Here is a 23,022-nt window from a genome sequence, read left to right on the forward strand (position 1 = left end):
GAGGTGTTCGCGTCGTCTGTGGTCTCTGTCATCGAGAGCCATCCTTCCACTCGGCTGGATTGGTTGATGTGGTCGTCGCTGGAGGTGTTGACGTGCCCCTCGTCACATGTCACCATGACGACATCGATTAAGCAAGCGCTTAGAAAGGTGCTGCGAATGGACTGGTGGATTGCTCGAACATGCGATCCGGCTCTCCGAGGCGAGCGTGCTGCTGGCCAGCCCGGGCCGTCCCGAGCGTCGTGTGCTCCCACGTGCAAGTGCTCGCCACGGCGGTGGCCGTTGCGTGTAACAACCAGTTCGGCCCCGATCACCGCTACATGTCGTAGCTGGAGGTAGCCCCAAATGTCCTTGCCCGCCATCTTGCGGAACCGACTGTCCATTCCGGTCGTGGCCTCGCCGATGTTCATCGCGTCTGGTCCCGATCTGGTGATCGCCCAGTGCAAGGCCGGCGTCGTGGGAGCGTTCCCCGCGCTCAACGCGCGGCCGGCCTCCATGTTGGGTGATTGGCTGGATCGCATCACAGATGAGCTGGACGGTACGGAAGCGGCGCCCTTCGCTGTCAACCAGATCGTCCATCGCTCGAATGACCGCCTCGACGAGGACATGGCGACGATCATCGAGCACAAGGTACCGATCGTCATCACGTCTCTGGGCGCCCGGCCCGAGATCAACGAGGCCGTCCACTCCTACGGCGGCATCGTGCTGCACGACATCATCAACAACCGCTTCGCCCACAAAGCGGTCGAGAAGGGCGCTGACGGCCTGATCGCTGTCGCCGCCGGTGCAGGCGGCCATGCTGGCACCCTCTCCCCGTTCGCGCTGCTGCAGGAGATTCGCTCCTGGTTCGACGGCCCGGTGTTGCTGTCGGGTTCGATCGCTCACGGCCGTGCGGTCTTGGCTGCCCAGGCGGCTGGCGCCGACTTGGCCTACGTCGGTTCGGCGTTCTTGGCCACGGACGAGGCGAACGTCGTGGACGCGTACAAGCAGATGATCGTCGAGAGCTCGGCCGAGGACGTCGTCTATTCGAGCCTGTTCACCGGCGTGCACGGCAACTACTTGCGGGGCAGCATCGCGGCCGCGGGACTCGATCCGCAGAACCTGCCCGTCGGTGATCCGTCGACCATGGACGTCGGTTCTTTCCCGAGCCCCGACGGGAAGGTGAAGGTGTGGAAGGACATCTGGGGCGCTGGCCAAGGCCTCGGTGCCATCGAGGCCATCGTGCCGACCGCCGAGCTGGTCGGCCGTCTCAAGCGTGAGTACGAGGCCGCCCGCGACGAACTGCTGGCCGGCGTTCCCGTGGCCTGACCTGCACACCGACTGTTCATTGAGAAGAGGTTTACCCATGCCGGGATCAGCAATTCGCACTGTTGGCGACATACTCCGAGTCAACGCCTTCACCCTGCCGAATGAGCCCGCACTGACGTGCGCCGACATCACCCTGAACTACCGCGAGCTCAACTCCCACGTCAATCGAGTCGCCCACGCATTACTCGCTGCCGGAGTGGAACCGAACGATCGCATTGCCGTACTGGCCAAGAACTCGCTGCCCTACTTCTCCCTCTACTTCGCAACGGCCAAGATCGGGGCATTGCTTGTCCCGCTCAACTACTGGAATCGCAGCGCCCAACACGCTGACGTGCTCGGCGATGTCGAAGCCAAGATGATTTTTGTCGAGCCGGAATACACCGAGACCATGCAGTCGGCCATGGAACACCTGTCATCTCGTCCCTCGGTCGTCCTGCTCCCGCCGTGGGGCGAGACAGCATCACCAGGATCGCCCTGGGACACCTTTCTCGATCGGGCCGACTCGACTGACGAACCTCAGATCCACGTGTCGCCCGACGCTGGTCACATGATCATGTACACCTCGGGCACAACAGGGCGTGCGAAGGGAGCGGTGCTTTCGCACGAGCGAACCGTGAGCGATGGATTCTCGATGGCCGCCGTCCTGGGTATCCGGCAGAGCGACGTGTACGGCAATTGGTTCACGCCCTTTCACGTCAGCAACTGGGACCAGCAGAAGTACTTCCTCATCATGGGTGCCCACGTCGTGCTCTATGCACAGTTCGACGCGGGCCTGGTCATTGAAGGAATACGACGCCATCGGCTGACGGTGATGCTCACGATGACGATCATGATCCAGCAGGTCATGGACCATCCAGACTTCGCTGCGGCCGACCTCTCAAGTCTTCGTCTGATGTTCTTCGGCGCCTACGACCCCTCCGGAATCATGACGCGCGCTGCCGACACCTTCGGTGCGCACCGTGGGGAGATCGAAATGGTGCACGTCTATGGCATCACCGAAGGCGGGTCCATCGTGACAGCGTGCCCCGCGGATCGCGTCTTCGAGAAGTGGGGCAGCGTCGGGCGTGCCATTCCCGGAAACGAGGTGCGGCTCGATGACGAAGGCCGCGAGGTGGGTGTCGGTGAACCTGGAGAGATCCTCGTTCGCGGACCGATCATGTCGGGCTACTGGCGCCGGGAAGAGGAGACCGCTGAGGCGCTCGCAGGCGGCTGGTTGCACACCGGCGACATCGGCGTAGCCGACGACGAGGGCTTCATCCGCATTGTCGACCGCAAGAAGGACATGATCCGCAGCGGCGGTCAGAACGTGTACTCCAAAGAGGTCGAGGACTGCCTCGTGCAACACGAGGACGTGCTTGCCGCCGCGGTCATCGGCCTCCCTGATCCCACGCATGAGGAACAGGTGTGCGCCGTGGTTGTTCCGACTGGGCCGCACGTCGACCGCGAACGCCTGCCGGAGCGACTGACGGTGTTCGTTCGCCAGCGCCTCGCGGGCTACAACACGCCGCGCCGCGTCATCGTCGTGGACGAACTGCCCACGAACACCCAGGGCAAGACTCGCAAGTCCGTCTTGCGCGAGAGCTATGGGTCGATGTTCGACGTACGCAGCACACCGACGGGAGAGGCACGAGTTCCGTGAGGGCCTCTTCGGGCCTCAGCGTCGCCCGCCCAGGACTGCTCACTGCCGGACTCCCGGCCACGGTGCCCGAGACGACGATCAACTGGGCCTGCGAGTCGGCTGCGGCGTGAGGTCGCACGTGATCTTGCCGGACAGCACAAACAATCACACCTATTGGAAGGTCAACATGTCCACACGCAATCGTTTCACGGCGCTCGTCGCGAGCGCTGTCGCCGGCTCCCTCATCCTCGCGGGATGCGGTGGCGGCACGGGGTCAGCGTCTTCAGACGATGACACGGTCGACGTCCTGGTGCTTACTCCCATGAGCGGGCCACTCGTCACACTTGGAGATACGGCTATAGCGGGACTTACGGCCGCTGCCAAGGTCATCAACGAGGAAGGCGGCATCTTGGGGCGTGATGTCAAGCTGACCTTCGAAGACAACCGGTTCGATCCGATGACGGCCCAGAACATTCTGCAGGAGGCCCTGACCTCCGACGACCGACCGGACATGGTCTTTTCTGGCGTGACTAGTACGGAAACGGTGGCGATCATGCCGCTGCTCACCCAGTACAAGGTCCTGTCCATGGGCTCGGCTGCGTCGCCGCTGGCCACTGATCCGGAGAAGTACCCCTATGGGTTCAGTATGTTTCCGCGGGCCGTGGACTACGAGGGGGCCATGGCGAAGTTTCTCAGCGAGAAGGGCCTGACGAAGGTGGCCGCCATCATTTCGGACTCCGAAACAGGCAAGGCCGCCCAGGACGCGCTGACCAGTCAGGGTGAAGAGTACGGCGTCGAGTTCGAGTTCGAGAAGCTCGACGCCGAGAGCGTGGATGCCACCTCGGAACTCTCCCGGCTGATGCGTAATGAGCCTCAAGCCCTCCTGCTCGAAGGTCTCACCAGCGGGGCGCCCATGACGGTCGTGCTCGACGGCAAGGACAAGCTCGGTTGGGACATCCCGACCTTCTTCGGGATGACTGACGCCGTGTCCGGCATCCAGAATGCTACGGAGGAGCAGATCCGCGGCACCGTCTTGCAGGGAGCTGCTTTCGGCATCAAGGGGTCCGACCGGCAGCAGGACGACGACTTCAAGATCTTCCAGGAGGCGGTCGACGCGGAGTTGCCCACCAAGGACTACCAGCTCTCCAACCACGCTCTCTCCTACAGCGCTCTCATGGTGCTTCGTGCTGGGGCGGAAAAGGCAGATTCCCTCGAGGCGCCCGAGGTGGCCGAGGCGATCGAGTCGCTGAAGACCGACGAGGACATCCCCGGCTGGTTCCAGACAGTGAACCCTGGCTTCGCTGATGACCAGCACCAGGGCACCTGGGCACCTGAGGACTTCGAATTCGTGGAGCTCGGCTTCCCGGGATACGACCCCACCTCCGGTCTCTACCTCCCAGCGGAGAACTGATGCCCCGCCGGCACCGGGCATGCCCGGTGCCGGCTTCCTCCGCTTGACCGACGCAATCTACGAGACCTACATCGGAGTTAGCATGACCATTGTCTGGGCTGGCTTGTCCCTGGGGGCGGTCTACGCGCTCGTGGCGCTCTGCCTCAACATCACTCTCTCGAACACCGGAATCTTCAACTTCGCCCAACCACACTTCCTCATGCTGGGCGGCTTCGTCGGTTTCGAGCTGCAGAGCCGATGGGGGATGCCACTGCTCCTGATCCTCATCGTCTGCGGCATTCTCGGTGGATTCGTGGGCTACCTCGAGGAACGACTGGCAATCCGCCCCCTGGGCACTCACCGCGGTCATGCAGTTCTCGTCACGACCGTCGGATTCGCCGTAGCGCTCGAAGGAGCCATCATCGTCTACTGGAGCACCGACCCCTATCCGTTCAAGCTCATGGCATCCACGCAAGCCCTCGACCTCCTCGGGGGACGTGTCCTCCCGGTGGACCTCGTCCTCATCGTCCTCGCAATCAGCGTCATGGCCCTCCTGGTGCTCGCCCAACGAACGAAGTGGGGTCTCGCGGGCACCGCGGCGACCCTCGACAGTGACGTTGCCCGCCTCCGGGGCATCAACGTAGAACGCGTGACCACCGGAGCCTTCATTGCCGCAGGTGCCCTCGCGGCTGCCCTCGGTCCCGTCGTGGGCTCCAAGATCGGCATCAACCACACCATCGGCAACAACCTCGTAGTACTCACGTTTGCTGCTCTCGCAGTGGGAGGCTTCGGCAGCTACGTGGGGTGCGTGCTGGGCGGCCTCATCACGGGCCTCCTGCAGCTCGCCACTACCTATGCGTTCGGCGACGAATGGCCGCTCATCATCCTGTTGGCATTCCTTCTGGCCGTGCTCTTGCTCAGGCCCACTGGAATCTTGGGAGCGAGGAGTCTTCGAAGTGTCTGACTCAACTAGCCGAGCGGTCGTCTCGCGACCCTCGCTCAGGTACGGGTGGATCATCCCCCCGATCCTTGCCCTCGCCCTCATCGGCATCGGCCTCACCATCCTCGGGGTGGCAGACCAACGGGACATCCAGCTCGTGGCCGTCTACACGCTGATCGTGCTGGGGTTGAACCTGAGCTTCGGATATGGCGGCGAGCTGGCTTTCGGTCAGGTTGCCATCTTCGCGGCAGGGGCTTACTCCACAGCCATCTTGCACGCCCACGGTCACACCGACCTGCTGCTCGCCGGTGTGGTGGCGCTCGCCGTGGCTGCGGTCGTCGGCCTCGTATCAGGGATACCGGGCCTACGGCTGAGCCACTGGACGCTGGCGCTCACCTCGCTTTTTCTCGTCCTCGTGGTTCCCGCCGTGTTGGTGATATTCGAGGAGTACACGGGTGGCCAGACGGGACTGTCGGGAGTCCTCTTTCCGAGCGTGCTTGGCCGGACGCTCGACAGCGACGACTTCTTTGTCTTTGTCATCGCGACGTGCTTCGTGGGCATCGTCTGCATCAGAAACCTGATCCTGTCCCACCACGGGGAAGCACTCACCGTGCTTCGTGAGAGTCCGTTGCTCGCCGAGTCGTTGGGCCTGAGTGCCTATCGTCTGCGGATCCTCGCCTATGTCGTGGGCGGACTCCCCGCCGGCGTGGCCGGAGTCCTGTGGGCCTACCTCTCGGGCTTCCTCTACCCACAGACCTTCTTGCTGTCGACCGCCATCGCGATCCTCGCGGCGTCCGTGGTCGGTGGTGCGCGCAGCATCTACGGTGCCGCCATCGGCTCCGCCCTGCTGATCTTCGGCCCCCTCCAGGCATCGGCGGCGCAGGAGTACTCCCTGCTCCTCTACGGCGCCTTCCTCGTGGTCGTGGGGGTGGCCGCGAGGGCAGGGCTCGCGGGCCTCGGGCGCACCGTGGTGTCCCGAACCCTGCGCCGGCTCCCGGTCGCGTTCACGCAGCCCCGGGAAGCTCTCGACGAGCACCACGATCTCTCGGGCAGTCATGGCGAGCGCCTGGTCGTCGAGGAGGTCACCAAGTCGTTCGGCGGCAACCGCGCCTTGCAAGGGGTGAACCTCACCGCGGAGCCGGGGCAGATCACCGCGATCCTCGGCGCGAACGGTGCTGGCAAGTCCACTTTGTTGAACACCGTGTCCTGTTTCGTGCGCGCCGACAGCGGCAGAATCCTCGTCGGGGATATCCAGATCCAGGGCCTTCGGCCACACCGGGCGGCTCGGCTCGGCATCGGCAGAACCTTCCAGACACCGCTCATCCCCGAAGAGATGACCGCACTCGAGGTGGTCCGCACCGGACGTCTGCACATGTCCCAGGCCGGGCCTGTCGCGACGTTGCTTCGACTGCCGAAGTTCCGGCGCATGAGGCGGGCCGACACTCAGGCAGCACTGGCGGCCCTCGCCTTCGCGGGTCTCCTCGAGCACGCCGGTCAGGAGGCACGCTCGCTGCCGCTCGGCACCCGCCGACTGCTCGAGGTGGTGCGGGCCTTCGCCGGCCAGCCCAGCGTCGTGCTGCTCGATGAACCTGCAGCAGGGCTCGACGACGACGGCCTGCGCGACCTCGCAGAGCTCCTGATCCGCTTCCGCGATGCCGGCGCCACGGTGGTGCTGGTTGAGCACAACGTGCCGTTCGTCCTGGGATTTGCCGACAGAGTTCACGTCATGGGCCTGGGCAAGGTCATCGCGTCGGGCAAGCCCGAAGAGGTCCGCAATGCCCCCGAGGTCATTGCGTCTTACCTGGGGAAGCGGCATTCCGCCCCCTCCACCCGATCGACTGACGACTCCCGAGCACGAGAGAGTGACCATGCCTGAAGCGCTGATGACAGTCGACGCCCTGCGGGCCGGCTATGGGGACATGATCGCGGTGTGGGACATGTCGCTGCAGGCGAAGCCCGGCCGTGTCACCGCCTTGGTCGGCCGCAACGGCGCTGGCAAGTCGACGTTCCTCAATGCGGTCGCGGGCCTGCTGCCGATCCGAGCCGGGACCATCAAGCTGTCAGGGGAAGACGTCACCCGACTGCCCGCGCACCAGCGCGCGTCGCACGGTTTGGCACTGGTCCCAGAGGGCAAGCGCATCTTCCGCGCCATGACGGTCCGCGAAAACCTGACGATCGGCCAGTTCAACGCGAGGCACAAGGGCTCTGAGGGCCAGGCCATCATCGCGGAGATGTTCGACCGGTTCCCCGCGCTGGGCGACCGTCCAGACGCCCTCGCAGGATCACTCAGCGGTGGCCAGCAACAGATGCTGTCGATCGCTCAGGCCCTGTCCTCACGCCCATCAGTGCTGTGCCTCGACGAACCATCGTCTGGCCTCGCTCCAGTGATCGTCGACGAGGTCTTCGAGATCGTGCGCGACCTTCGCGCCGAGGGGTACGCCATCGTGCTCGTCGAGCAGCAGGTCGAGGCCGTCCTGGACGGCCTTGCGGATGACGTCGTCATCATCGACCAGGGTCGTCAGGTCCTTGCGGACGAAGCGTCGAACGTGACCGTGGACCAGATCATCCAAGCGACGCTACATGGCGTCGATCGACGCCCATAGGCAAGGCACGTGACGACTACAAGGAGGACCCGCACTTGAGCACGTTGGCAGGAGACCTCGCGCGCGTACTGGGCGATGTCGAGGCGATGCAGCAGCTGTACGCCGAGGACATCAGCTGGACGCTGCCGACTTCTTTGGGCCGCATCGGCGGCACCCATGAGGGCAAGGACGCTGTCATCGCGTTCAACAAGATCTCCTTGGCGGCCTACGACAAGTCGGCCGGCACCCACGTCGAGATCCACGACGAGCTGAATGGTGAGGGCGACAGCAGCTTGGCCCGGTTCACGGTCCGTTCGACCGTGCGCGCGACGGGCGAGGGCTATGAGAACGAGTACGTGCTCCTCGTGCGGGCCCGCGACGGCAAGATCACCGAGGTCGTCGAGTACCTGGACACGCTGAAGGTCATGCACTACGAGGGTCTGCGGAAGTTCCTGCCGGCGATCCCGGGGGTGACCGTCGCGTGAGTGAGGTGCCCGAGGGGCAGGTTCCGCGCCGCGTGCTTCGGCCAGTCGCCCGATCCGTCACGATGCGAGCTAGCCAGTGCAGGACGCAAGAAGGGGTGCTCCTGTGAAGATCCGAGGTGCTGTTCTCGACAGCCGGGGAGCGTCGCGTCCTTTCGCGGACTCACGCCCTATCCGCGTGAGCACCCTCGAGCTGGACGAGCCTCGCGGGAGCGAGCTGCTCGTGCGGGTCGAGGCGGCCGGATTGTGCCACTCCGACCTTTCCGTGGTTGACGGGAACCGGCCTCGTCCGACCCCGATGCTGCTGGGCCATGAGGCGGCGGGGATCGTGACCGCGCTGGGGCCTGAGGTGATCGACCTGACCGTCGGACAACGTGTAGTGATGACGTTCCTTCCGCGTTGTGGCTCGTGTGGCGGTTGCTCGACCGGTGGCCTGGCCCCCTGCGAGCCGGGGAGCGTCGCCAACGGTGCAGGCACCCTTCTCGGCGGCGCCGTGCGGCTTCATCGCGATGGTGCACCTGTCCACCACCACCTGGGCGTGTCCGGCTTCGCCAGCCACGCGGTGGTGAGTCGCGCGTCGGTCGTGCCCGTGGATGACGACGTCCCGCCAGACGTCGCGGCGGTGCTGGGATGCGCCGTGCTCACCGGTGGTGGCGCGGTCATCAACCACGCCGGTCTCGAACCCGGCGACAGCGTTGCTGTGGTGGGCCTGGGTGGCGTTGGCATGGCGGCGCTCATCACTGGTCTCGCGCACGAGGACGTGACGGTGTACGCCGTCGACACTCTCAGCGAGAAGCGTGAGCGCGCGCTCGAACTGGGCGCGGATGAAGCGCTGCATCCCGAGGAGGCTGTCGCCCGGGGCGTCAAGGCTCGTGTGGTGATCGAGGCGGTGGGCCACGCCGCCGCCCTCGAATGCGCCATTGCCATGACGGCTCCCGGTGGGCGGACCGTCACTGTGGGACTACCGGCTCCGGATGCGCGGCTGAGCATCTCGCCGCTTCAACTGGTGGCGGAGGGACGCACCCTCATCGGCAGCTACCTAGGCTCCGCGCTTCCATCGCGCGACATCCCTGTCTTCCTCGACATGTGGCGCAGAGGAGTTCTTCCCATAGAGGCGTTGATCTCCTCCTCGATCAACCTGGAGGACATCAACGCCGGGATGGACATGTTGGCCGACGGCCGTGCCGTACGTCAGATCATCAAGTTCGACGAAAGTGAGCCCGAATGACGCAGCACGAAGTGATCCGCTCGCTCAATACCGGGCTCTACATCAACGGCGTCTGGACCGACCCTCAGGACCGCAGGTCCTTCAGCGTGGAGGACCCTTCAACTGGTGAGATCCTGACCACCGTTGCGGACGCCGGCCCCGAGGACGGCATTGCGGCCCTAGATGCCGCTGTTGGCGCCCAGGAGTCTTGGGCGGCAACCCCGCCGCGGGTGCGCGGAGACATCCTGCGCCAAGCGTTCGAGGCCGTGACCGCCAAGGCCGAGGACTTCGCGACGCTCATGACACTCGAGATGGGCAAGCCCATTGCGGAGGCCCGCGCAGAGGTCAATTACGGCGCTGAGTTCCTGCGCTGGTTCTCAGAGGAGGCGGTGAGGATCTCCGGGCGCTACTCCACGGCCCCGGACGGCAAGACTCGCTTGCTGGTCCACAAGCGCCCCGTCGGTCCATGCCTGCTCATCACTCCGTGGAATTTTCCGCTGGCGATGGTGACGCGAAAGGTCGGACCGGCCATCGCGGCTGGATGCACGATGGTGCTGAAGCCGCCGAGTCTCACCCCCCTCACCTCGCTCATGCTGACGCAGGTCTTCCATGAGGCAGGGCTTCCTCCAGGCGTGCTCAACGTCGTTCCGACCGCGAGCTCGGGCCGGCTGACGGAGCGGCTGCTCGCTGACGGGCGCCTCCGCAAGCTCTCCTTCACCGGATCGACCGAGGTCGGCCGGAGCCTGCTTCGACTGGCAGCGAACACGGTTCTGCGGTGCTCGATGGAGCTCGGCGGGAACGCCCCGTTCCTGGTGTTCGAGGACGCGGTCCTCGACCACGCGGTCGAAGGGGCGATGATCGCCAAGCTGCGCAACATGGGCGAGGCGTGCACCGCGGCGAACCGGTTCATCGTCCACGAGTCGGTCGCCGCTGACTTCAGCGGCATGCTCGCCGAGGCGATGGCACGGCTTATGGTCGGATCCGGTCTGGATCCGGCGTCGGGGCTCGGCCCGCTCATCGACGAGAAGAGCCGCGGCAAGGTGGACGCGTTGGTGCAGGACGCGGTCAACCGCGGGGCCACGATCCGGACCGGTGGTGCGTCGATCGATGGGCCCGGCTATTTCTATCCGCCCACCGTGATCGACGGCATCCCGCCGGAAGCAGACATCTTGCGGGAGGAGATCTTCGGTCCGGTCGCACCCACTGTCACCTTCGCCACGGAGGACCAGGCGATCGGCCTGGCCAATGACACCGAGTACGGCCTTGCTGGCTACGCCTACACCCGCGACTTCGAGCGCGTCCTCAGGCTCACCGAAGCCATCGAGGTCGGGATGTTGGGGATCAACACGGGTGTGGTGTCCAATCCGGCAGCCCCTTTCGGCGGAGTCAAGCAATCGGGACTCGGGCGCGAAGGCGGCCTGGAGGGGATCGAGGAATACCTCGAGACGCGCTACGTGGGTCTCGCGGGAGCAATGTGACCATGACTGCAGACAGCTCCCATCCGCTCTCTGACCGTGCGGTAGCGTCGGCGTTGTCGTCGCCGTCGAGCTTCCCGGTCCGCTGGCCGGTCACGACCCGCTGGGCCGACAACGACATGTTCGGCCACCTCAACAACGCGGTCTACTACCAGCTCTTCGACACCGCCATCAACGGATGGATCGCAACGGAACTCAGTCGTGACCCCATGACCAGTCGCACGACAGGGGTGGTGGCGGAATCGGGCTGCAGGTTCCTCGCCGAGGTCCGGTTCCCCTCACCCCTCACCGTGGGCCTCGCCGTGACGCGGTTAGGCCGCTCCAGCGTGACGTACCAGCTCGGCCTCATCGACGGGCAGGGGGAGGACGCCGAGGTTCGCCAACCCACGGTGGCGGCGGTCGGCCATTGGGTCCACGTCTACGTCGATCGGGAGAGCGGCAGGCCCGTGTCCATCCCGCCAGGCATCCGTGCGCTGCTGGCGACCGCTCAGAGGACCTCGGCGGCGGGTCCCAGGGGGAGCGCGACCAGCTCAACTTGACCATGCCCAGAGAGCGCCATTCTGGCGCGCGTCACACGTTTCACCCCGGTACTGCTTCACGAACGCCGGGCCGTACCATCGATTGCAGTAAGCAAGCGCTTAGTCATTTCCAAGTCACGCGGCAAGTCAAGCGAGACACCGAAATGCGAACCCGCGTACGCCCAGAACGCGCGCCAACCGAAGGACTGACATGTCGGAAGCTCTGGTTGTGACCCAGCACGATGACGTATTGGTCATCGCCATCAATCGCCCCGAGGCGCGTAACGCGCTGGATGCTGTAGTCGCCCATGGCGTGGCGGAGGCAGTCGACGAACTTGACTCATCCGATGAGCTCCGAGTCGGAGTCCTCACAGGCGCTGGGGGCACCTTCTCGTCGGGGATGGATCTGAAAGCGTTCGTGCGAGGCGAGACCCCGTTGATCGAAGGGCGCGGGCTGTGCGGCATCACGGTGACTCCGCCCCGCAAGCCGCTGATCGCTGCTGTGGAAGGGTTCGCGCTCGCCGGCGGGCTGGAACTCGTCCTGGCATGCGACATCGTGGTGGCAGCTCGGAGCGCGATGTTCGGCGTACCGGAGGTGAAGAGGGCACTGATCGCTGGGGGCGGCGGAGCGCTCCTGCTTCCCAAGCGTATTCCCGCAGCCTTCGCGCTGGAGATGCTGTTGACCGGGGACCCGGTGACTGCGGAGAAAGCAGCAGCGTTTGGTCTCGTGAATCGCGTCGTCGAGGACGGCGCAGCGCTGGATGAGGCGCTGGTGCTGGCACGCACGATCGCTCTCAACGGTTCTCTTGCGGTTGCAGTGACCAAGCAGATTGCGCGGGCGACGGTGGACTGGTCGTGGCAGCAGGGTTGGACCGAACAGGAGCAGCTCATCCTTCCGGTGATCACGTCGCAAGACGCCACGGAGGGAGCTACGGCTTTTGCTGAGAAGCGACCTCCTCGGTGGACCGGACGGTGATTGTCGGGGGCGACCCGCGGCTGCGGCCTTCGCCACCGGCCAGAGCGGGCCGAGCGCTGCTGGGCGCCTGCGTCGAACTCGCCGTCGACTGAGCACCTGTGGGTGCGGCGACGCCGCGTACGGACCTCCAGAACAGAGAAGGGATCAGAAATGGGATCGGATGAATCGGTGGCATACCCCGCGGATGCCGGCATGACGACCGACGTGGCACAGATCGGGAGCTCTGTCGAACTGGATCCAGCGGCTCTCGGGCTCTACCTGCAGGCGCGCGGCACCCCCGTCGCCGGAGCCGTCTCCGCGAAGCGAATCGGCCTCGGCCAATCCAATCTGACCTACGAGCTCAGGGACGAGGCCGGTCGCCGTTGGGTCGCTCGCCGTCCACCACTGGGCCATTTGCTGGCGTCGGCCCACGACGTCGGGCGGGAGCACAAGATCCTCTCGGCGCTTGCAGGGACCGACGTGCCGATACCCGGCGTGATCGCCTTGGTCGAGGATCCGGCGGTCTGTGATGCGCCCGTGCTTGTCGTCGAGTACGTCGACGGGCTGGTGGTCGACCGGATGGGGGCCGCCGAGGCGCTGTCCCCCGAGCAGCGGCACACGGTCGGCCTCGAGCTGGCTCGCGTCCTCGCTAGGGTGCACGCGGTGGACGTCGAGGACGCCGGACTGAGCGACCTCGCAAGCCACTCGCCGTACGCCCTCCGGCAGCTCAAGCGGTGGAGTCGGCAGTGGAACGCCAGTCGCACTCGCGATCTCCCGAGCCTGGACCGGCTCACCGCCTGGTTGACCGCCCACGTCCCGACCACCACCTCGCTCACCCTGGTCCATGGTGACCTGCACATCCGCAACGTCATCCTCGATCCGATCAGCGCCGGGGTGCGCGCCGCGCTCGACTGGGAGCTGTCCACGCTGGGGGATCCGCTAGCCGACCTCGGCTCCACGCTGGCCTATTGGCCGGAACCTTCCGATCCACCGAGCGGACTCTTCGAGGCCTCCACGCTGGCCGGGTTCGCAACCCGGGAGGAGATCATCGAGACCTATGCCGCGGAGTCCGGTCGTGATCTGCGTGGGCTGAATTTCTGGGAGGTGCTGGGCATGTGGAAGATCGCCATCATCGCCGAGGGCGTCCGTCGGCGCGCTCTGGACGAACCCGCCAACGCGGCCGAGCACGGGACACCGACGGTCGAGCTGATCGACGCCATGGTGGCGAGAGCGCTCCACCGAGCCGCCGCGTGACCGCCGCGACGTCGACCGCGCACGCGATTTCTCAGGACTCCGGTGTGCACTGGACGGAACCGGGCGCGTGGCCCGTGGCGGACGGCATCCACCGTGTTCCGCTCCCGCTGCCGATGGATGGGCTGCGTGCAGTCAACGTGTACGTGATCGAGACCGAACGTGGGTTGACGCTGATCGACGGCGGTTGGGCGATCGAGGAGAGTCGCGCACTGCTCAAGAGATCGCTCGGCGAGCTCGGCTTCAAGCTCTCTGACATTCGCGATTTTCTGGTTACTCACGCACACCGTGACCACTACACCCAGGCTGCGGTGATCGCCCACGAGGTGGGTGCCCGTGTCAGCCTCGGACTTGGAGACAAACACACACTGGATGTGCTGCAACGCACGGATGATGAGGCGGGGCGACTGGTCGAGTTGCTTCGCTCGGCGGGGGCGCACGAGATCGTGGCGCAATGGCGGGCAGTCACTGGGGAGGAGTCGTCAACAGATCGTGCGATGTGGGGGTATCCCGACACCTGGCTCGAGGGCGACCACGTGATCGAGGTCGGCTCGCGCGTGTTGAACGCCGTGCATACCCCCGGACACACGCAGGGGCACTTCGTTTTCGCTGATCGTTCGGACGGGCTCCTGTTCGCCGGCGACCACGTACTCCCCACGATCACGCCCTCGATCGGCTTCGAGCTAGTTCCGGTCGAGCAGCCGCTGGGCGACTTCATGAGCTCGCTGGTGAAGGTGCGAGCGCTGCCGGACCTGAGACTTCTTCCCGCACACGGCCCGGTCTTCATGTCGTCCCACGAGCGCGTCGACCAGTTGCTCGAGCACCACGAGGCGCGACTCCGGCTCTGCGCGGACGCCCTTGCCGGTGGCCCTGCGACCTCATACGCCGTGGCTGGACAGTTGCCATGGACCCGCCACGAGCGCCCGATGGCTACTTTCGACGCTTTCAACCAAGGTTTGGCAAGCATGGAGACGAAGGCGCACTTGGAACTCTTGGTGGCCCGCGGTCGGGCGACGCGCGAGCTCACCGAAGATGGCGTGGTGTTCAGTCTGACGATTGACTAGAAAGCGGGCGGGAGGCCAGCAACTGGCCACCGCGTGTAGTGGAGGGCAACGAAGCGGGCACGCGATGCACATACCGGCTCAATGGATTGCACTGCCCGAGGCATCCTGGGGGCTGCCGCTAGTCGTCGGAAGCGTGGTCATCTACGGCGACTACTGCCTGGAGAACCGGATGCTCGCTCCAGCAAACAGCTTGGAATCTGATTCTCAGCCAGCTTCGCCCTTTGATGAATCGAACAGCTGGCGCGGGGGGCGGCCGATGGTGTGGTGGGACTGGCCGATGAGCGACGGCCAAGGCGGTCATGAGTTGCGTAGCGCGGTGCCGGCCGCGAGTGCAGTCTTGTGTGTCCGAGGAATAGCTCAGAGGCGTTGAGGAGGGGGCGCCCCTGCCCACTGCCCGCGGCGTACCCCCGGCGTACCCCGGACGTGCAATTCGTGCGTGTGCAGTCCTCGCTGGCGTTGCATCCCAGGCGTTCAGCGGATGTGGAAGATGAGACTGGGGCCATTCGCAATGAGAAGGTCAGGGGTTCGAATCCCCTCAGCTCCACAAATCCAGAACCCCGCCTCACCAGCACAAACAACGTGCCGGGGGCGGGGTTCTTCGTTTCCTCAGTCCGCCTCGCGCCCCGGCGGCGTACCCCCGCGGTGAGTTTCGGTCGGAGGGGTCATTGCGATTCTCCGGCCGGAATGATGCGTACCGCTGCGTGGTGTGCTGAGTCCTCGTGCCCAGGAGTAGCTGGACCGGCCTCGTCGCGCGCTTACGTGGTGGTGCCTGCCAGGGGGACGTATTTGAGGTTGGCTGTGGTGCCGCCGCTGTTGGATTCGTCGTGGACCACCAGCGCCCCGTGCGGGAACCCGGGACCCAGCGACGCCCCCGTCACGGCGAGTCCGTCGGTGACGGACACTGAGTCGATGGACCCGTTCGACGGCACCGAGAACGAGCGGATGTGCGCGTACGTGACCCGGTCGTAGACCACGATCTTGCTGCTGCCTTGGCTGGATGCATACAGGTACCCGGTCTTGTCGGGGCCGTGGGCGATGTCGAGTCCCTCGACGTCGGCGGTGAGCCTGCCCGCGCCGACCTTGTCGACCGAGGTGCGGGTCGTTCCTCCACCGGGTTCGGCGTTGTACCGCCAGATGCCGACGTCCTCCTCACCGAAGTAGGCGTAGCCCAGGCCGTCGTCGGCGACGCAGCCTTCGGTTTGCCCACCTACGTCAAACGACCTGACCCTCGTCGCTGTGACCTCGCCGCCCGTGCTGCCCAGCTCGTATTGGTCGACCCTGCCGTCTGTGGCGGTGACGAACGAGTAGAACTTCCCGGTCGCGGGGGACACGTAGAGGCAGAAGCCGTAGTTGCTGGATTGGGTGTAGAGGGTGCCCAGGCTCTTGGTGCTGCTCAACAGCCGGGTGGTTGGGTCGAGGACCCAGAACTCCTGGGAGGAGTTGCTGCGGTTGTTCGCACCAACCAGCACCACCGATGTGCCGCCGAGGCTGAACCCGGCGCGGAGGTCGACGTTGCCGATCTTGCCGTCCTCGCGGAACTGGAGCAGCGCCCCGGTCATGTCGAACACGCCGATCCCGCCGCCACTGTCGGCCTTGTTGTCGCCGATGACGACGCTGAGGGACGGGTCGGTGGCATTCGCGTAGATGGCGGAGTCGTCGGAGATGTCACCTGACCCGGACGGCCATGAGGCGGTTTCCACGGTGGGGAGGGCGGGGTCGGGTGGCAACAACGAACCGGTGGCGATCGATACAGGTGTCCGCGCAGCGGTGGTGAGTGCGACGGTGGCTGCGAGGGTCAGGCCGACCGCGGTGATGCCCGCCGCCAACGCCGATGTACGCATGGTCGTCCTCCCGGATCAGGCCTCGTCGGGTCGAGGGCCGCCACGCTCGGCGGGGCCTTCCTGCCTTTACGCTCTACTTTCCTCTTGTGGAGGCTACGCCGGAACCTGCCCGGGCATAGATGGCGCAGGACCCCTCTTGTTCTGGCTCCGTCCGTGCGGAATCACAGGAACTCGGCGTGGTCCTCGTCCTGCAGCGGGTCGAGTTCTTGATGGCACGGCGCCCGGGACCGCATTGTCCGCCGCGAGGCGTTGACGTCTTGCGAGGTCGGTCGCTGAGCTCCGCAGAAAATCTCGCGGGTTCGCGGCAACCGTCGGCCGCCCTGCTGAGTCATATGGTCGACTCGACCCTTTGAGGAGCGACATGCGACGTACGACCCTGACAGCCCTGCTCGGTCTCGTCCTGCCCCTCGGCATGATGACCGCACCCGCCAGCGCTGCGCTGACCTGCGACGGCAAGGCCGCCACCATCGTGGCCACACCCGGAGTGCCGACCACGGGCACCCCTGGCGATGACGTCATCGTCGGGACGAGCGTGCCCGACACGATCGACGGCGCCGCGGGCAACGACACCGTCTGCGGCCGGGCGGGCGAGGACGAGATTGACGGAGGCGTGGGGAACGATCGGCTGTTCGGTGGCGAGGACAGGTACGAGCCCGACGACGGCTATTGGGGTGACAACATCGCCCCGGGACCCGGTGACGACTTCGTGGACCTCGGCCATGACCCGGCCGCAGAACACATCTACGACGTCGACGCCGGCTGGTGGGACCAGATCTCCTTCAAGGACTCGGCACAGCCGGTCAGGGTCGACCTCGACGCTGGCACGGCGACCGGCGAGGGGACCGACACCATCGTCGTGCCGACCTACAGCGGCGGGGTCGAGGGCTCGGCGTTCAACGATCACATCACTGGCAGCGGTGTGCAGGACTGGATCGCCGCCGGCGCCGGCGACGACACGGTCCTCACCGGGGAGGGTGACGACCGGGTCCGCGCGGACGCGCTGTCCGACTTCTTCGCCGACGTCTCGCCCGGGGACGACATCGTGTCCACCGGTCCCGGGCGCGACGAAGTGCGCGGCGGTCACGGAGCCGACACCATCGACGCCGGTGAAGGACGAGACACCGTCTACGCACTCGTGGCGTCCGGTGGCATGGCCACCGGCGGCACCGGTCACGACGTGCTGTGGGGCTCGGGACCGATCACCCTCGTCGGCGGGACCGGGGCTGACACGTTCTTCCCGCAGATCGACTCCTGGCACACCATCACCGTGCGCGGGTCGGCGGGACGCGACGTCCTGCGGCCCGACATGGATCTCTCCGTGGCGCCCCAACGCTCAGAGCTGCTGGTGGGTCGGCCGGCCGGCACGCTGCAGGTACGTCCCCGAGGAGCGAAGCGGTTCGGCACCGTCGTCCGCTTCTCCTCGGTCCCTGTGTTCCGCCCAAACAGCATCGCGTCGAGCCTGCGCATCACTTGGTTCGGCACAGCCGGACCCGATCGGCTGGACCTGGACATGCACGAAGGACGGGTCCACGCGTTCGGCCGGGGCGGTGCGGACGACGTGAGGGCGGGGACGGCGGCCGACCTCCTCGACGGAGGGGCGGGTCGCGACGTACTGAACGGCGACATCGGCCGCGACCGGTGCCTGCACGGCGAGCGGCTGACGTCTTGTGAGGTGCGCCGGTAGATCCGCCCGAACGTAGCCGCCCCAACGCGGCAGAAGAGTGCGGGCTCCCGTTGCCGGCCCGCAGGACGGGCTACGCGGGCAATGCCGCGGTGGCGCTCAGCGCGGCGACGACGTCCGCGGTCGTTGCGACGTGCGCGAAGAGCAGCTCGAAGGTGAGCAGTGAAGCCTCGTGATTCGAGCGGGGCGCATCGGCCGCGATCGGCTCTGCAGTCGCGTCACTGACGACAAGGCAGTGATAGTCACGGAACATCGCGTCGCGGACCGTTGAGTCGACGCAGACGCTGGTTGTCGCGCCGACCACGATGAGCCGCTGCACGCCTCGCTGCTGCAGGATCTCGTGGAGTTCCGTCCCGAAGAAGCCACTGAAGCGCGACTTGTACACGACGAGGTCATCGGGTTGGGGCGTCAGGTCGGGCACGATATCTGTACTCCACGTGTCCCTGATGAGGGTGCGCGAGGGCTCGCCGGCGGGAGAGGTGACCTCTGAGCCAACCTTGAACGGGGCGTGCTTGAGCCACGTTGGCGAGGACGGGTAGCCGGAGTCGGCGAGGTCGGGCTGGAACGCCATCTTCAGGTAGACGACAAGGACGCCGCTCGCCCGAGCCGCACCGAGGACTTCACGGATGTTGGGGACGATCGCCTGGACCTCGGCGATGTCGATGCCGGCCCGGTCGAACATGCCGCCACGTGAGCCGAAGTCGTTCTGCATGTCCACCACGACGACGGCGGTGGCGCTGGGGTCGAACTCGAACGGCGTTGGGCGAGCGACGATCACCGTTGACTGATCTTCCATCTCACACTCCTCCGTGTTGCTGACGTTCCACCTGGGCGTCGAGTGATAAGTTCATCTCAGATAGTCCTGTAACGGATAGTGAGATATCGGACAAAATGGACGCTAATCCCCCGACGCGATCTCGTCAACCCCGGCTCGGCTCACAAGGTGATGCGCGTGACCCGAGCCGGCGCGCTTGGAGGGCCTCGATGGAGGCGATCTTGACCTTGATCGCCCGTTTCGATGAGGACTTTCGTGCTGAGGTCGGCATCGACGTTCGGACGTACGACGTCCTCTTGCATGTCTTCAATGCTGGCGAGCCTGGGATCCGAATGACCGATCTAGCGCGCGAGGTGGTGATCACGAAGACCGGCCTCACGTCCCTCATCGACCGGCTCGAAGCACGGGCGCTGGTTCGGCGCCGGCCGGATCAGAGCGACCGCCGCGCATTTCGGGTCACCCTCACGGCGGATGGTGAGCGGGTGTTCCGCGCAGCGGCGCGCATCCATGTCGCCGGAATCCACGACCGCCTGGGTCAGCACATGTCCGACGAGGAAGCACGTGTGGTCGCCGATGTCTTCGAGCGGGTCAAGTCGGCGAACCTGACGGCCGGCTGAGCACGTTCCGCGCCAGGACAACCCGCCTCCTGCGCACCTCCCTCTTCATCGGCAGGGTGGGTCGCCTAGCACACGACCGCACATCGGCCGTTCGGTTCCCTCGGCCGGCGCCAGGCTGCCCACCGTCAGGGCAGCGTGACGAACTGGGCGAGGAACTCCCGCGCCCAGGGCGTGTCGACCCGATACGTCTTGTCGGTCGACTTGCACGGGACGTCGCCGGTGATCGTGATCGACACCACGACGTCGCCCAACAAGTGCGGTCCGCCCGAGTCGCCGTAGCACGTCCCGCCGTTGCCGGTGGCGAGGTTCATGCTGAGGGTCAGCCACGCCCTGGTCAGTGAGCGGGCTTGCTGGTCGGCCTTCTCGCGACGCCAGCCGACGAGGATCGACTGTGTCGCCTTGCGGTTGGTCTCGCGCACCGCGCCGTACCCGACGGCGGTGAAGGTCTCTTTCCTCCACGCGATGTCGTTGAGCAGCCCCGGCCCGGGAAGCTCGGCGGGTGCGATGCCGGTGACCGCCTTGTCGAGCAGGAAGACGGCGATGTCAAAGGTGTTGCTCACGCCACCGCTGGCGAACAGCGGGTGGGTGACTGGTGTGCCGGTGAGCAGTTTCACGGTCGGATCCACGACGCCGTCCTTGTTCGCATCGATCACCTCGTCGAGGGTGAACCACGTGTCGGTGATCGTGAACGACGGAGGCAGCCCGGTGAAGCAGTGGCTGGCCGAGAGTACGACGTCGGTGTCGATCAGCGTGCCGGTGCACAGCTGGATCAACGTGCTATCGCCGGTGTCCGGGTCCGTCAGCTCCCCGACGAACGAACCGACGTTGGGGTGCTCGCCGTTGTCCGGCTCGCCGTAGACGATCGCGTGTGCCACCACGGGCGCGAGGACGGCGAAGCTGGTGAGGAGGACGGCCAGGATCATTCGCTTCATGTTGGGCTCACTCCGTCAAGGGGCGCCGGGAACTCGACGCTAGGCCGCTCGGGGATTCGTGCGCATCCCCCGTCATGGGGAAGTCCGGTGCCCGCGGGTCGCTCGCGGCGACTCATTCAACGGCAGACCATCCGCATGGAAGGGCTGCGCATGGGCATGTGGTCACGCTCAGCAGGGAGGACTCCACGCGCGTCGAGCACGAGGTGTCCCACATGGGAACGTGAGCGCTTCCGAAAATCCACTTGAGCTCACGTGAGGTTGAAGTTCTAGGGTGCATCGCACCACACCCCACGGAGGAGCTCCATGACGATCGACGCGTTCGCCATCCACCCCGGCGACCCCGAGTACGACGCAGCGCGCACCACCATCGCCGGCACAGCCAGCCCGGTTGTCGTGCTGCGGCCCCGAGACAGCGCCGAGGTGGCGCTCAGCATCCGGCACGCCATCGAGGGGCAGCTCCCCCTCGCCGTCCGCAGTGGCGGCCACAATGCGCTCAACTTCGGCAACGTCGACGAGGGCGTGGTCGTCGACCTGTCCGGGCTCCATGGCGTCGAGCTCCTCGGCGGCGGCCGGGTGCGGGTGGGTGCGGGGGCCACCTGGGGACACGTCGCGCGCTCGCTCCAGCCACACGGGCTCGGCATCAGCTCTGGGGACACGGTCTCGGTCGGTGTCGGCGGGCTCACGCAGGCTGGCGGGATCGGCTGGCTGGTGCGCAAGCATGGCCTCACGATCGACAGTCTCCTGGCCGCTGAGGTCGTCACGGCCGCCGGTGAAGTCGTGCGCGCGAGCCACGACGAGCACCCGGACCTGTTCTGGGCGCTGCGCGGGGGTGCTGGGAACTTCGGAGTGGTCACCGCGTTCGAGTTCCAGGCGCAGCCGGTCGGCTCGATTCGGTTCGGCACCATCAGCTATCAGCTCGAGGACCTGCCGCAGCTGCTCAAGGGCTGGGCCGAGGCCATGCAGACGGCCCCGGACGAGCTCACCACGACGTTGGTGCTCATGCCGGGCTTCGGGGACTTCCCCGCCGGTGCCACGCTCTATGTCGCCGACTCCGGGGACGATGCGTCGGTGCTGGAGCCGCTCCGGGCCATCGGCACCGTGCTCAGCGAGAACATCGCGGAGAAGTCGTACGCCGAGGTGCTCGAGGATGCTTACCCGCCTCAAGGAGTCCTGCCCGTCATCGGGAACACGCTGGTCGAGTCTGTGGACGACGGGCTCGTGGCAGCCGTCGCCGAGGCTTACGGTCAGGGCGGTCGTGTGGTCTTCCTGCGCAGTCTCGGCGGCGCGTTCGGTCGAGTCGCACCGGAGGCGACTGCGTTCGCCCATCGCAGTGCCGAGGCCCTCGTGGTCTCGGCCGCATTCCTGCCGTTGGACGCGACGGCCGAGCAGGTCGAGGCGGCCAGGGCCGTCTGGCGCACCATCGGCGACCAGGGCATCGGTGTGTACGCCGGGTTCCTCGGCTCCGACACCGAGGAGGACGTCGCAGCGTTGTGGCCCGCCGAGCCTCGCCGCCGCCTGGTCGAGGCCAAACGAGCCTGGGATCCCGACAACACGTTCCGGCGCAACTTCAACGTGGTCCCCTGAGGTCGGCAGGGCCCCGACGGAGGACGACGAAGTCGGCCGGTCGGCCGATGATCAGGCAGTAGTGGGCATCTGGATCGCGTCTACCACCTCGTGTGCCGCTGGTCCGCGGCGGTTCCTGATGGCTCTGTCCTTCCCGAGGGCGGCAACCTCCTTCTCCCGCCGGGAGAGCACGCTCCCGGCGCCGCTCTCGGTGTTGCCGGTGTCGCGTGCGGTACTGCCGCCCGCCTCTCCCGTGAGCGCCAGTGCGACGGCTTCCTCGGCTGGGCTTTCCGCAGCCGCGGCGTAGGACTCGGCGAAGGCATCCGGGCCGAGCGCTGCACTCGCTTCTCGGCCTCGGCCTCGACGCTGTGCAGCGCGATCTTGCGATAGCGCAGTCCCTCCCAGCGACCCCTTCTCGAAGACACAAAAAGCCTGGGGGCAGACCGTGGTCCGCCTCGAGCCCGCGTGCGGCGGGCGGGTAGCCGACGGATTTGATGGCGTCCAAACCCTTGACGCCCCCGTGGTCGAGCCGCGATTGTGTTCCGCACCACACGCACTGTTGCGTTGTGAGCAACGCCATATGGGAGGTGCGATGCCCGAGCTGTTCATCGGCGGCCGGTGGTGCGGGTCGGTTGGGGGTGGCCGACGCGAGGTTCGGTGTCCCGCGGACAACACGCTGGTGGGTGTGGTGGATGAGGGGACCGAGGTGGACACCGGCGCGGCGATTGCCGCGGCCCGGGAGGCCTTCGACCGGGGCTCGTGGTCGGGGTTGTCGGTGGGGGAGCGGGGTGCGGTGTTGGCCCGGGTGGCGGATCTGCTCGTGCGT

Annotated in this window: 20 protein-coding genes; 17 read left to right on the plus strand and 3 right to left on the minus strand. The window is 66.2% G+C overall.

What is annotated here, in order from left to right:
- Positions 1–342 precede the first annotated feature (342 nt).
- From DDE18_RS22180 to DDE18_RS22240, 13 genes are all read left to right on the plus strand, one after another.
- Complete coding sequence (locus DDE18_RS22180) at positions 343–1,305, plus strand: NAD(P)H-dependent flavin oxidoreductase (RefSeq protein WP_116574608.1); 963 nt, start codon at positions 343–345, stop codon at positions 1,303–1,305.
- 37 nt (positions 1,306–1,342) lie between these two features.
- On the plus strand, positions 1,343–2,944 hold the full coding sequence (locus DDE18_RS22185; protein ID WP_116574609.1) for a class I adenylate-forming enzyme family protein: 1,602 nt from the start codon (positions 1,343–1,345) through the stop codon (positions 2,942–2,944).
- Positions 2,945–3,110: 166 nt separating this feature from the next.
- The gene (locus DDE18_RS22190; protein WP_165821322.1) at positions 3,111–4,334 is read left to right on the plus strand and encodes an ABC transporter substrate-binding protein; all 1,224 of its coding nucleotides are present in this window, start codon (positions 3,111–3,113) and stop codon (positions 4,332–4,334) included.
- Positions 4,335–4,377: 43 nt separating this feature from the next.
- The gene (locus DDE18_RS22195) at positions 4,378–5,277 is read left to right on the plus strand and encodes a branched-chain amino acid ABC transporter permease (protein ID WP_165821323.1); all 900 of its coding nucleotides are present in this window, start codon (positions 4,378–4,380) and stop codon (positions 5,275–5,277) included.
- Positions 5,278–5,383: 106 nt separating this feature from the next.
- The gene (locus tag DDE18_RS22200) at positions 5,384–7,129 is read left to right on the plus strand and encodes a branched-chain amino acid ABC transporter ATP-binding protein/permease (RefSeq protein WP_165821324.1); all 1,746 of its coding nucleotides are present in this window, start codon (positions 5,384–5,386) and stop codon (positions 7,127–7,129) included.
- Complete coding sequence (locus tag DDE18_RS22205) at positions 7,122–7,856, plus strand: ABC transporter ATP-binding protein (protein ID WP_165821325.1); 735 nt, start codon at positions 7,122–7,124, stop codon at positions 7,854–7,856. The genes DDE18_RS22200 and DDE18_RS22205 overlap by 8 nt, the downstream gene beginning before the upstream one ends.
- A 35-nt stretch (positions 7,857–7,891) precedes the next feature.
- Positions 7,892–8,320 (plus strand): nuclear transport factor 2 family protein, encoded by a 429-nt coding sequence (locus tag DDE18_RS22210; RefSeq protein ID WP_116574614.1) that lies wholly within the window; start codon positions 7,892–7,894, stop codon positions 8,318–8,320.
- A gap of 175 nt (positions 8,321–8,495) precedes the next feature.
- Complete coding sequence (locus tag DDE18_RS22215) at positions 8,496–9,545, plus strand: alcohol dehydrogenase catalytic domain-containing protein (RefSeq protein ID WP_245916945.1); 1,050 nt, start codon at positions 8,496–8,498, stop codon at positions 9,543–9,545.
- Positions 9,542–11,002, plus strand: a complete 1,461-nt coding sequence (locus DDE18_RS22220) for an NAD-dependent succinate-semialdehyde dehydrogenase (RefSeq protein ID WP_116574616.1) — start codon at positions 9,542–9,544, stop codon at positions 11,000–11,002. The genes DDE18_RS22215 and DDE18_RS22220 overlap by 4 nt, the downstream gene beginning before the upstream one ends.
- A 2-nt stretch (positions 11,003–11,004) precedes the next feature.
- Complete coding sequence (locus DDE18_RS22225) at positions 11,005–11,538, plus strand: acyl-CoA thioesterase (protein WP_116574617.1); 534 nt, start codon at positions 11,005–11,007, stop codon at positions 11,536–11,538.
- A gap of 190 nt (positions 11,539–11,728) precedes the next feature.
- On the plus strand, positions 11,729–12,493 hold the full coding sequence (locus tag DDE18_RS22230) for a crotonase/enoyl-CoA hydratase family protein (protein ID WP_116574618.1): 765 nt from the start codon (positions 11,729–11,731) through the stop codon (positions 12,491–12,493).
- Between the two features lie 192 nt (positions 12,494–12,685).
- A complete protein-coding gene (locus DDE18_RS22235) occupies positions 12,686–13,726 on the plus strand; it encodes a phosphotransferase family protein (protein ID WP_116574619.1) in 1,041 nt (346 codons plus the stop codon).
- The gene (locus DDE18_RS22240; RefSeq protein ID WP_211754713.1) at positions 13,723–14,787 is read left to right on the plus strand and encodes an MBL fold metallo-hydrolase; all 1,065 of its coding nucleotides are present in this window, start codon (positions 13,723–13,725) and stop codon (positions 14,785–14,787) included. Before DDE18_RS22235 ends, DDE18_RS22240 begins: the two co-directional genes overlap by 4 nt.
- A 755-nt stretch (positions 14,788–15,542) precedes the next feature.
- Here the strand turns inward: DDE18_RS22240 and DDE18_RS22245 are convergent.
- A complete protein-coding gene (locus tag DDE18_RS22245; RefSeq protein ID WP_116574620.1) occupies positions 15,543–16,628 on the minus strand; it encodes a phytase in 1,086 nt (361 codons plus the stop codon).
- 361 nt (positions 16,629–16,989) lie between these two features.
- Here DDE18_RS22245 and DDE18_RS22250 point away from each other — a divergent pair, with 361 nt between their 5' ends.
- Complete coding sequence (locus tag DDE18_RS22250; RefSeq protein ID WP_116574621.1) at positions 16,990–18,312, plus strand: calcium-binding protein; 1,323 nt, start codon at positions 16,990–16,992, stop codon at positions 18,310–18,312.
- Between the two features lie 70 nt (positions 18,313–18,382).
- On the opposite strand, the gene DDE18_RS22255 is transcribed toward DDE18_RS22250, so the two are convergent.
- Positions 18,383–19,105 (minus strand): cysteine hydrolase family protein, encoded by a 723-nt coding sequence (locus DDE18_RS22255; RefSeq protein ID WP_116574622.1) that lies wholly within the window; start codon positions 19,103–19,105, stop codon positions 18,383–18,385.
- Positions 19,106–19,293: 188 nt separating this feature from the next.
- Between DDE18_RS22255 and DDE18_RS22260 the strand changes: the two genes are divergently transcribed.
- Positions 19,294–19,701 carry a MarR family winged helix-turn-helix transcriptional regulator gene (locus tag DDE18_RS22260; RefSeq protein WP_165821326.1) on the plus strand — a complete coding sequence of 136 codons (408 nt, stop codon included), beginning with the start codon at positions 19,294–19,296 and terminating at the stop codon, positions 19,699–19,701.
- Positions 19,702–19,826: 125 nt separating this feature from the next.
- Here the strand turns inward: DDE18_RS22260 and DDE18_RS22265 are convergent, their stop codons facing one another.
- Positions 19,827–20,633, minus strand: a complete 807-nt coding sequence (locus DDE18_RS22265) for a trypsin-like serine protease (protein WP_116574624.1) — start codon at positions 20,631–20,633, stop codon at positions 19,827–19,829.
- 303 nt (positions 20,634–20,936) lie between these two features.
- On the opposite strand from DDE18_RS22265, the gene DDE18_RS22270 reads away from it, so the two are divergent.
- Complete coding sequence (locus tag DDE18_RS22270; protein ID WP_116574625.1) at positions 20,937–22,217, plus strand: FAD-binding oxidoreductase; 1,281 nt, start codon at positions 20,937–20,939, stop codon at positions 22,215–22,217.
- A 571-nt stretch (positions 22,218–22,788) separates the two neighbouring features.
- On the plus strand, positions 22,789–23,022 hold a 234-nt coding region (locus DDE18_RS22275), incomplete at its 3' end, for an aldehyde dehydrogenase family protein (protein ID WP_116574626.1).

Origin of the sequence: Nocardioides gansuensis (assembly GCF_003076135.1) — a bacterium.
Lineage (GTDB): Bacteria > Actinomycetota > Actinomycetes > Propionibacteriales > Nocardioidaceae > Nocardioides > Nocardioides gansuensis.

Coding starts and splice junctions, on each gene's coding strand:
- DDE18_RS22180 (WP_116574608.1), top strand. CDS start 343: ATGTCCTTGCCCGCCATCTTGCGGAACCGACTGTCCATTCCGGTCGTG.
- DDE18_RS22185 (WP_116574609.1), top strand. CDS start 1,343: ATGCCGGGATCAGCAATTCGCACTGTTGGCGACATACTCCGAGTCAAC.
- DDE18_RS22190 (WP_165821322.1), top strand. CDS start 3,111: ATGTCCACACGCAATCGTTTCACGGCGCTCGTCGCGAGCGCTGTCGCC.
- DDE18_RS22205 (WP_165821325.1), top strand. CDS start 7,122: ATGCCTGAAGCGCTGATGACAGTCGACGCCCTGCGGGCCGGCTATGGG.
- DDE18_RS22220 (WP_116574616.1), top strand. CDS start 9,542: ATGACGCAGCACGAAGTGATCCGCTCGCTCAATACCGGGCTCTACATC.
- DDE18_RS22225 (WP_116574617.1), top strand. CDS start 11,005: ATGACTGCAGACAGCTCCCATCCGCTCTCTGACCGTGCGGTAGCGTCG.
- DDE18_RS22230 (WP_116574618.1), top strand. CDS start 11,729: ATGTCGGAAGCTCTGGTTGTGACCCAGCACGATGACGTATTGGTCATC.
- DDE18_RS22235 (WP_116574619.1), top strand. CDS start 12,686: ATGACGACCGACGTGGCACAGATCGGGAGCTCTGTCGAACTGGATCCA.
- DDE18_RS22245 (WP_116574620.1), bottom strand. CDS start 16,628: ATGCGTACATCGGCGTTGGCGGCGGGCATCACCGCGGTCGGCCTGACC.
- DDE18_RS22250 (WP_116574621.1), top strand. CDS start 16,990: ATGCGACGTACGACCCTGACAGCCCTGCTCGGTCTCGTCCTGCCCCTC.
- DDE18_RS22255 (WP_116574622.1), bottom strand. CDS start 19,105: ATGGAAGATCAGTCAACGGTGATCGTCGCTCGCCCAACGCCGTTCGAG.
- DDE18_RS22260 (WP_165821326.1), top strand. CDS start 19,294: ATGGAGGCGATCTTGACCTTGATCGCCCGTTTCGATGAGGACTTTCGT.
- DDE18_RS22265 (WP_116574624.1), bottom strand. CDS start 20,633: ATGAAGCGAATGATCCTGGCCGTCCTCCTCACCAGCTTCGCCGTCCTC.
- DDE18_RS22270 (WP_116574625.1), top strand. CDS start 20,937: ATGACGATCGACGCGTTCGCCATCCACCCCGGCGACCCCGAGTACGAC.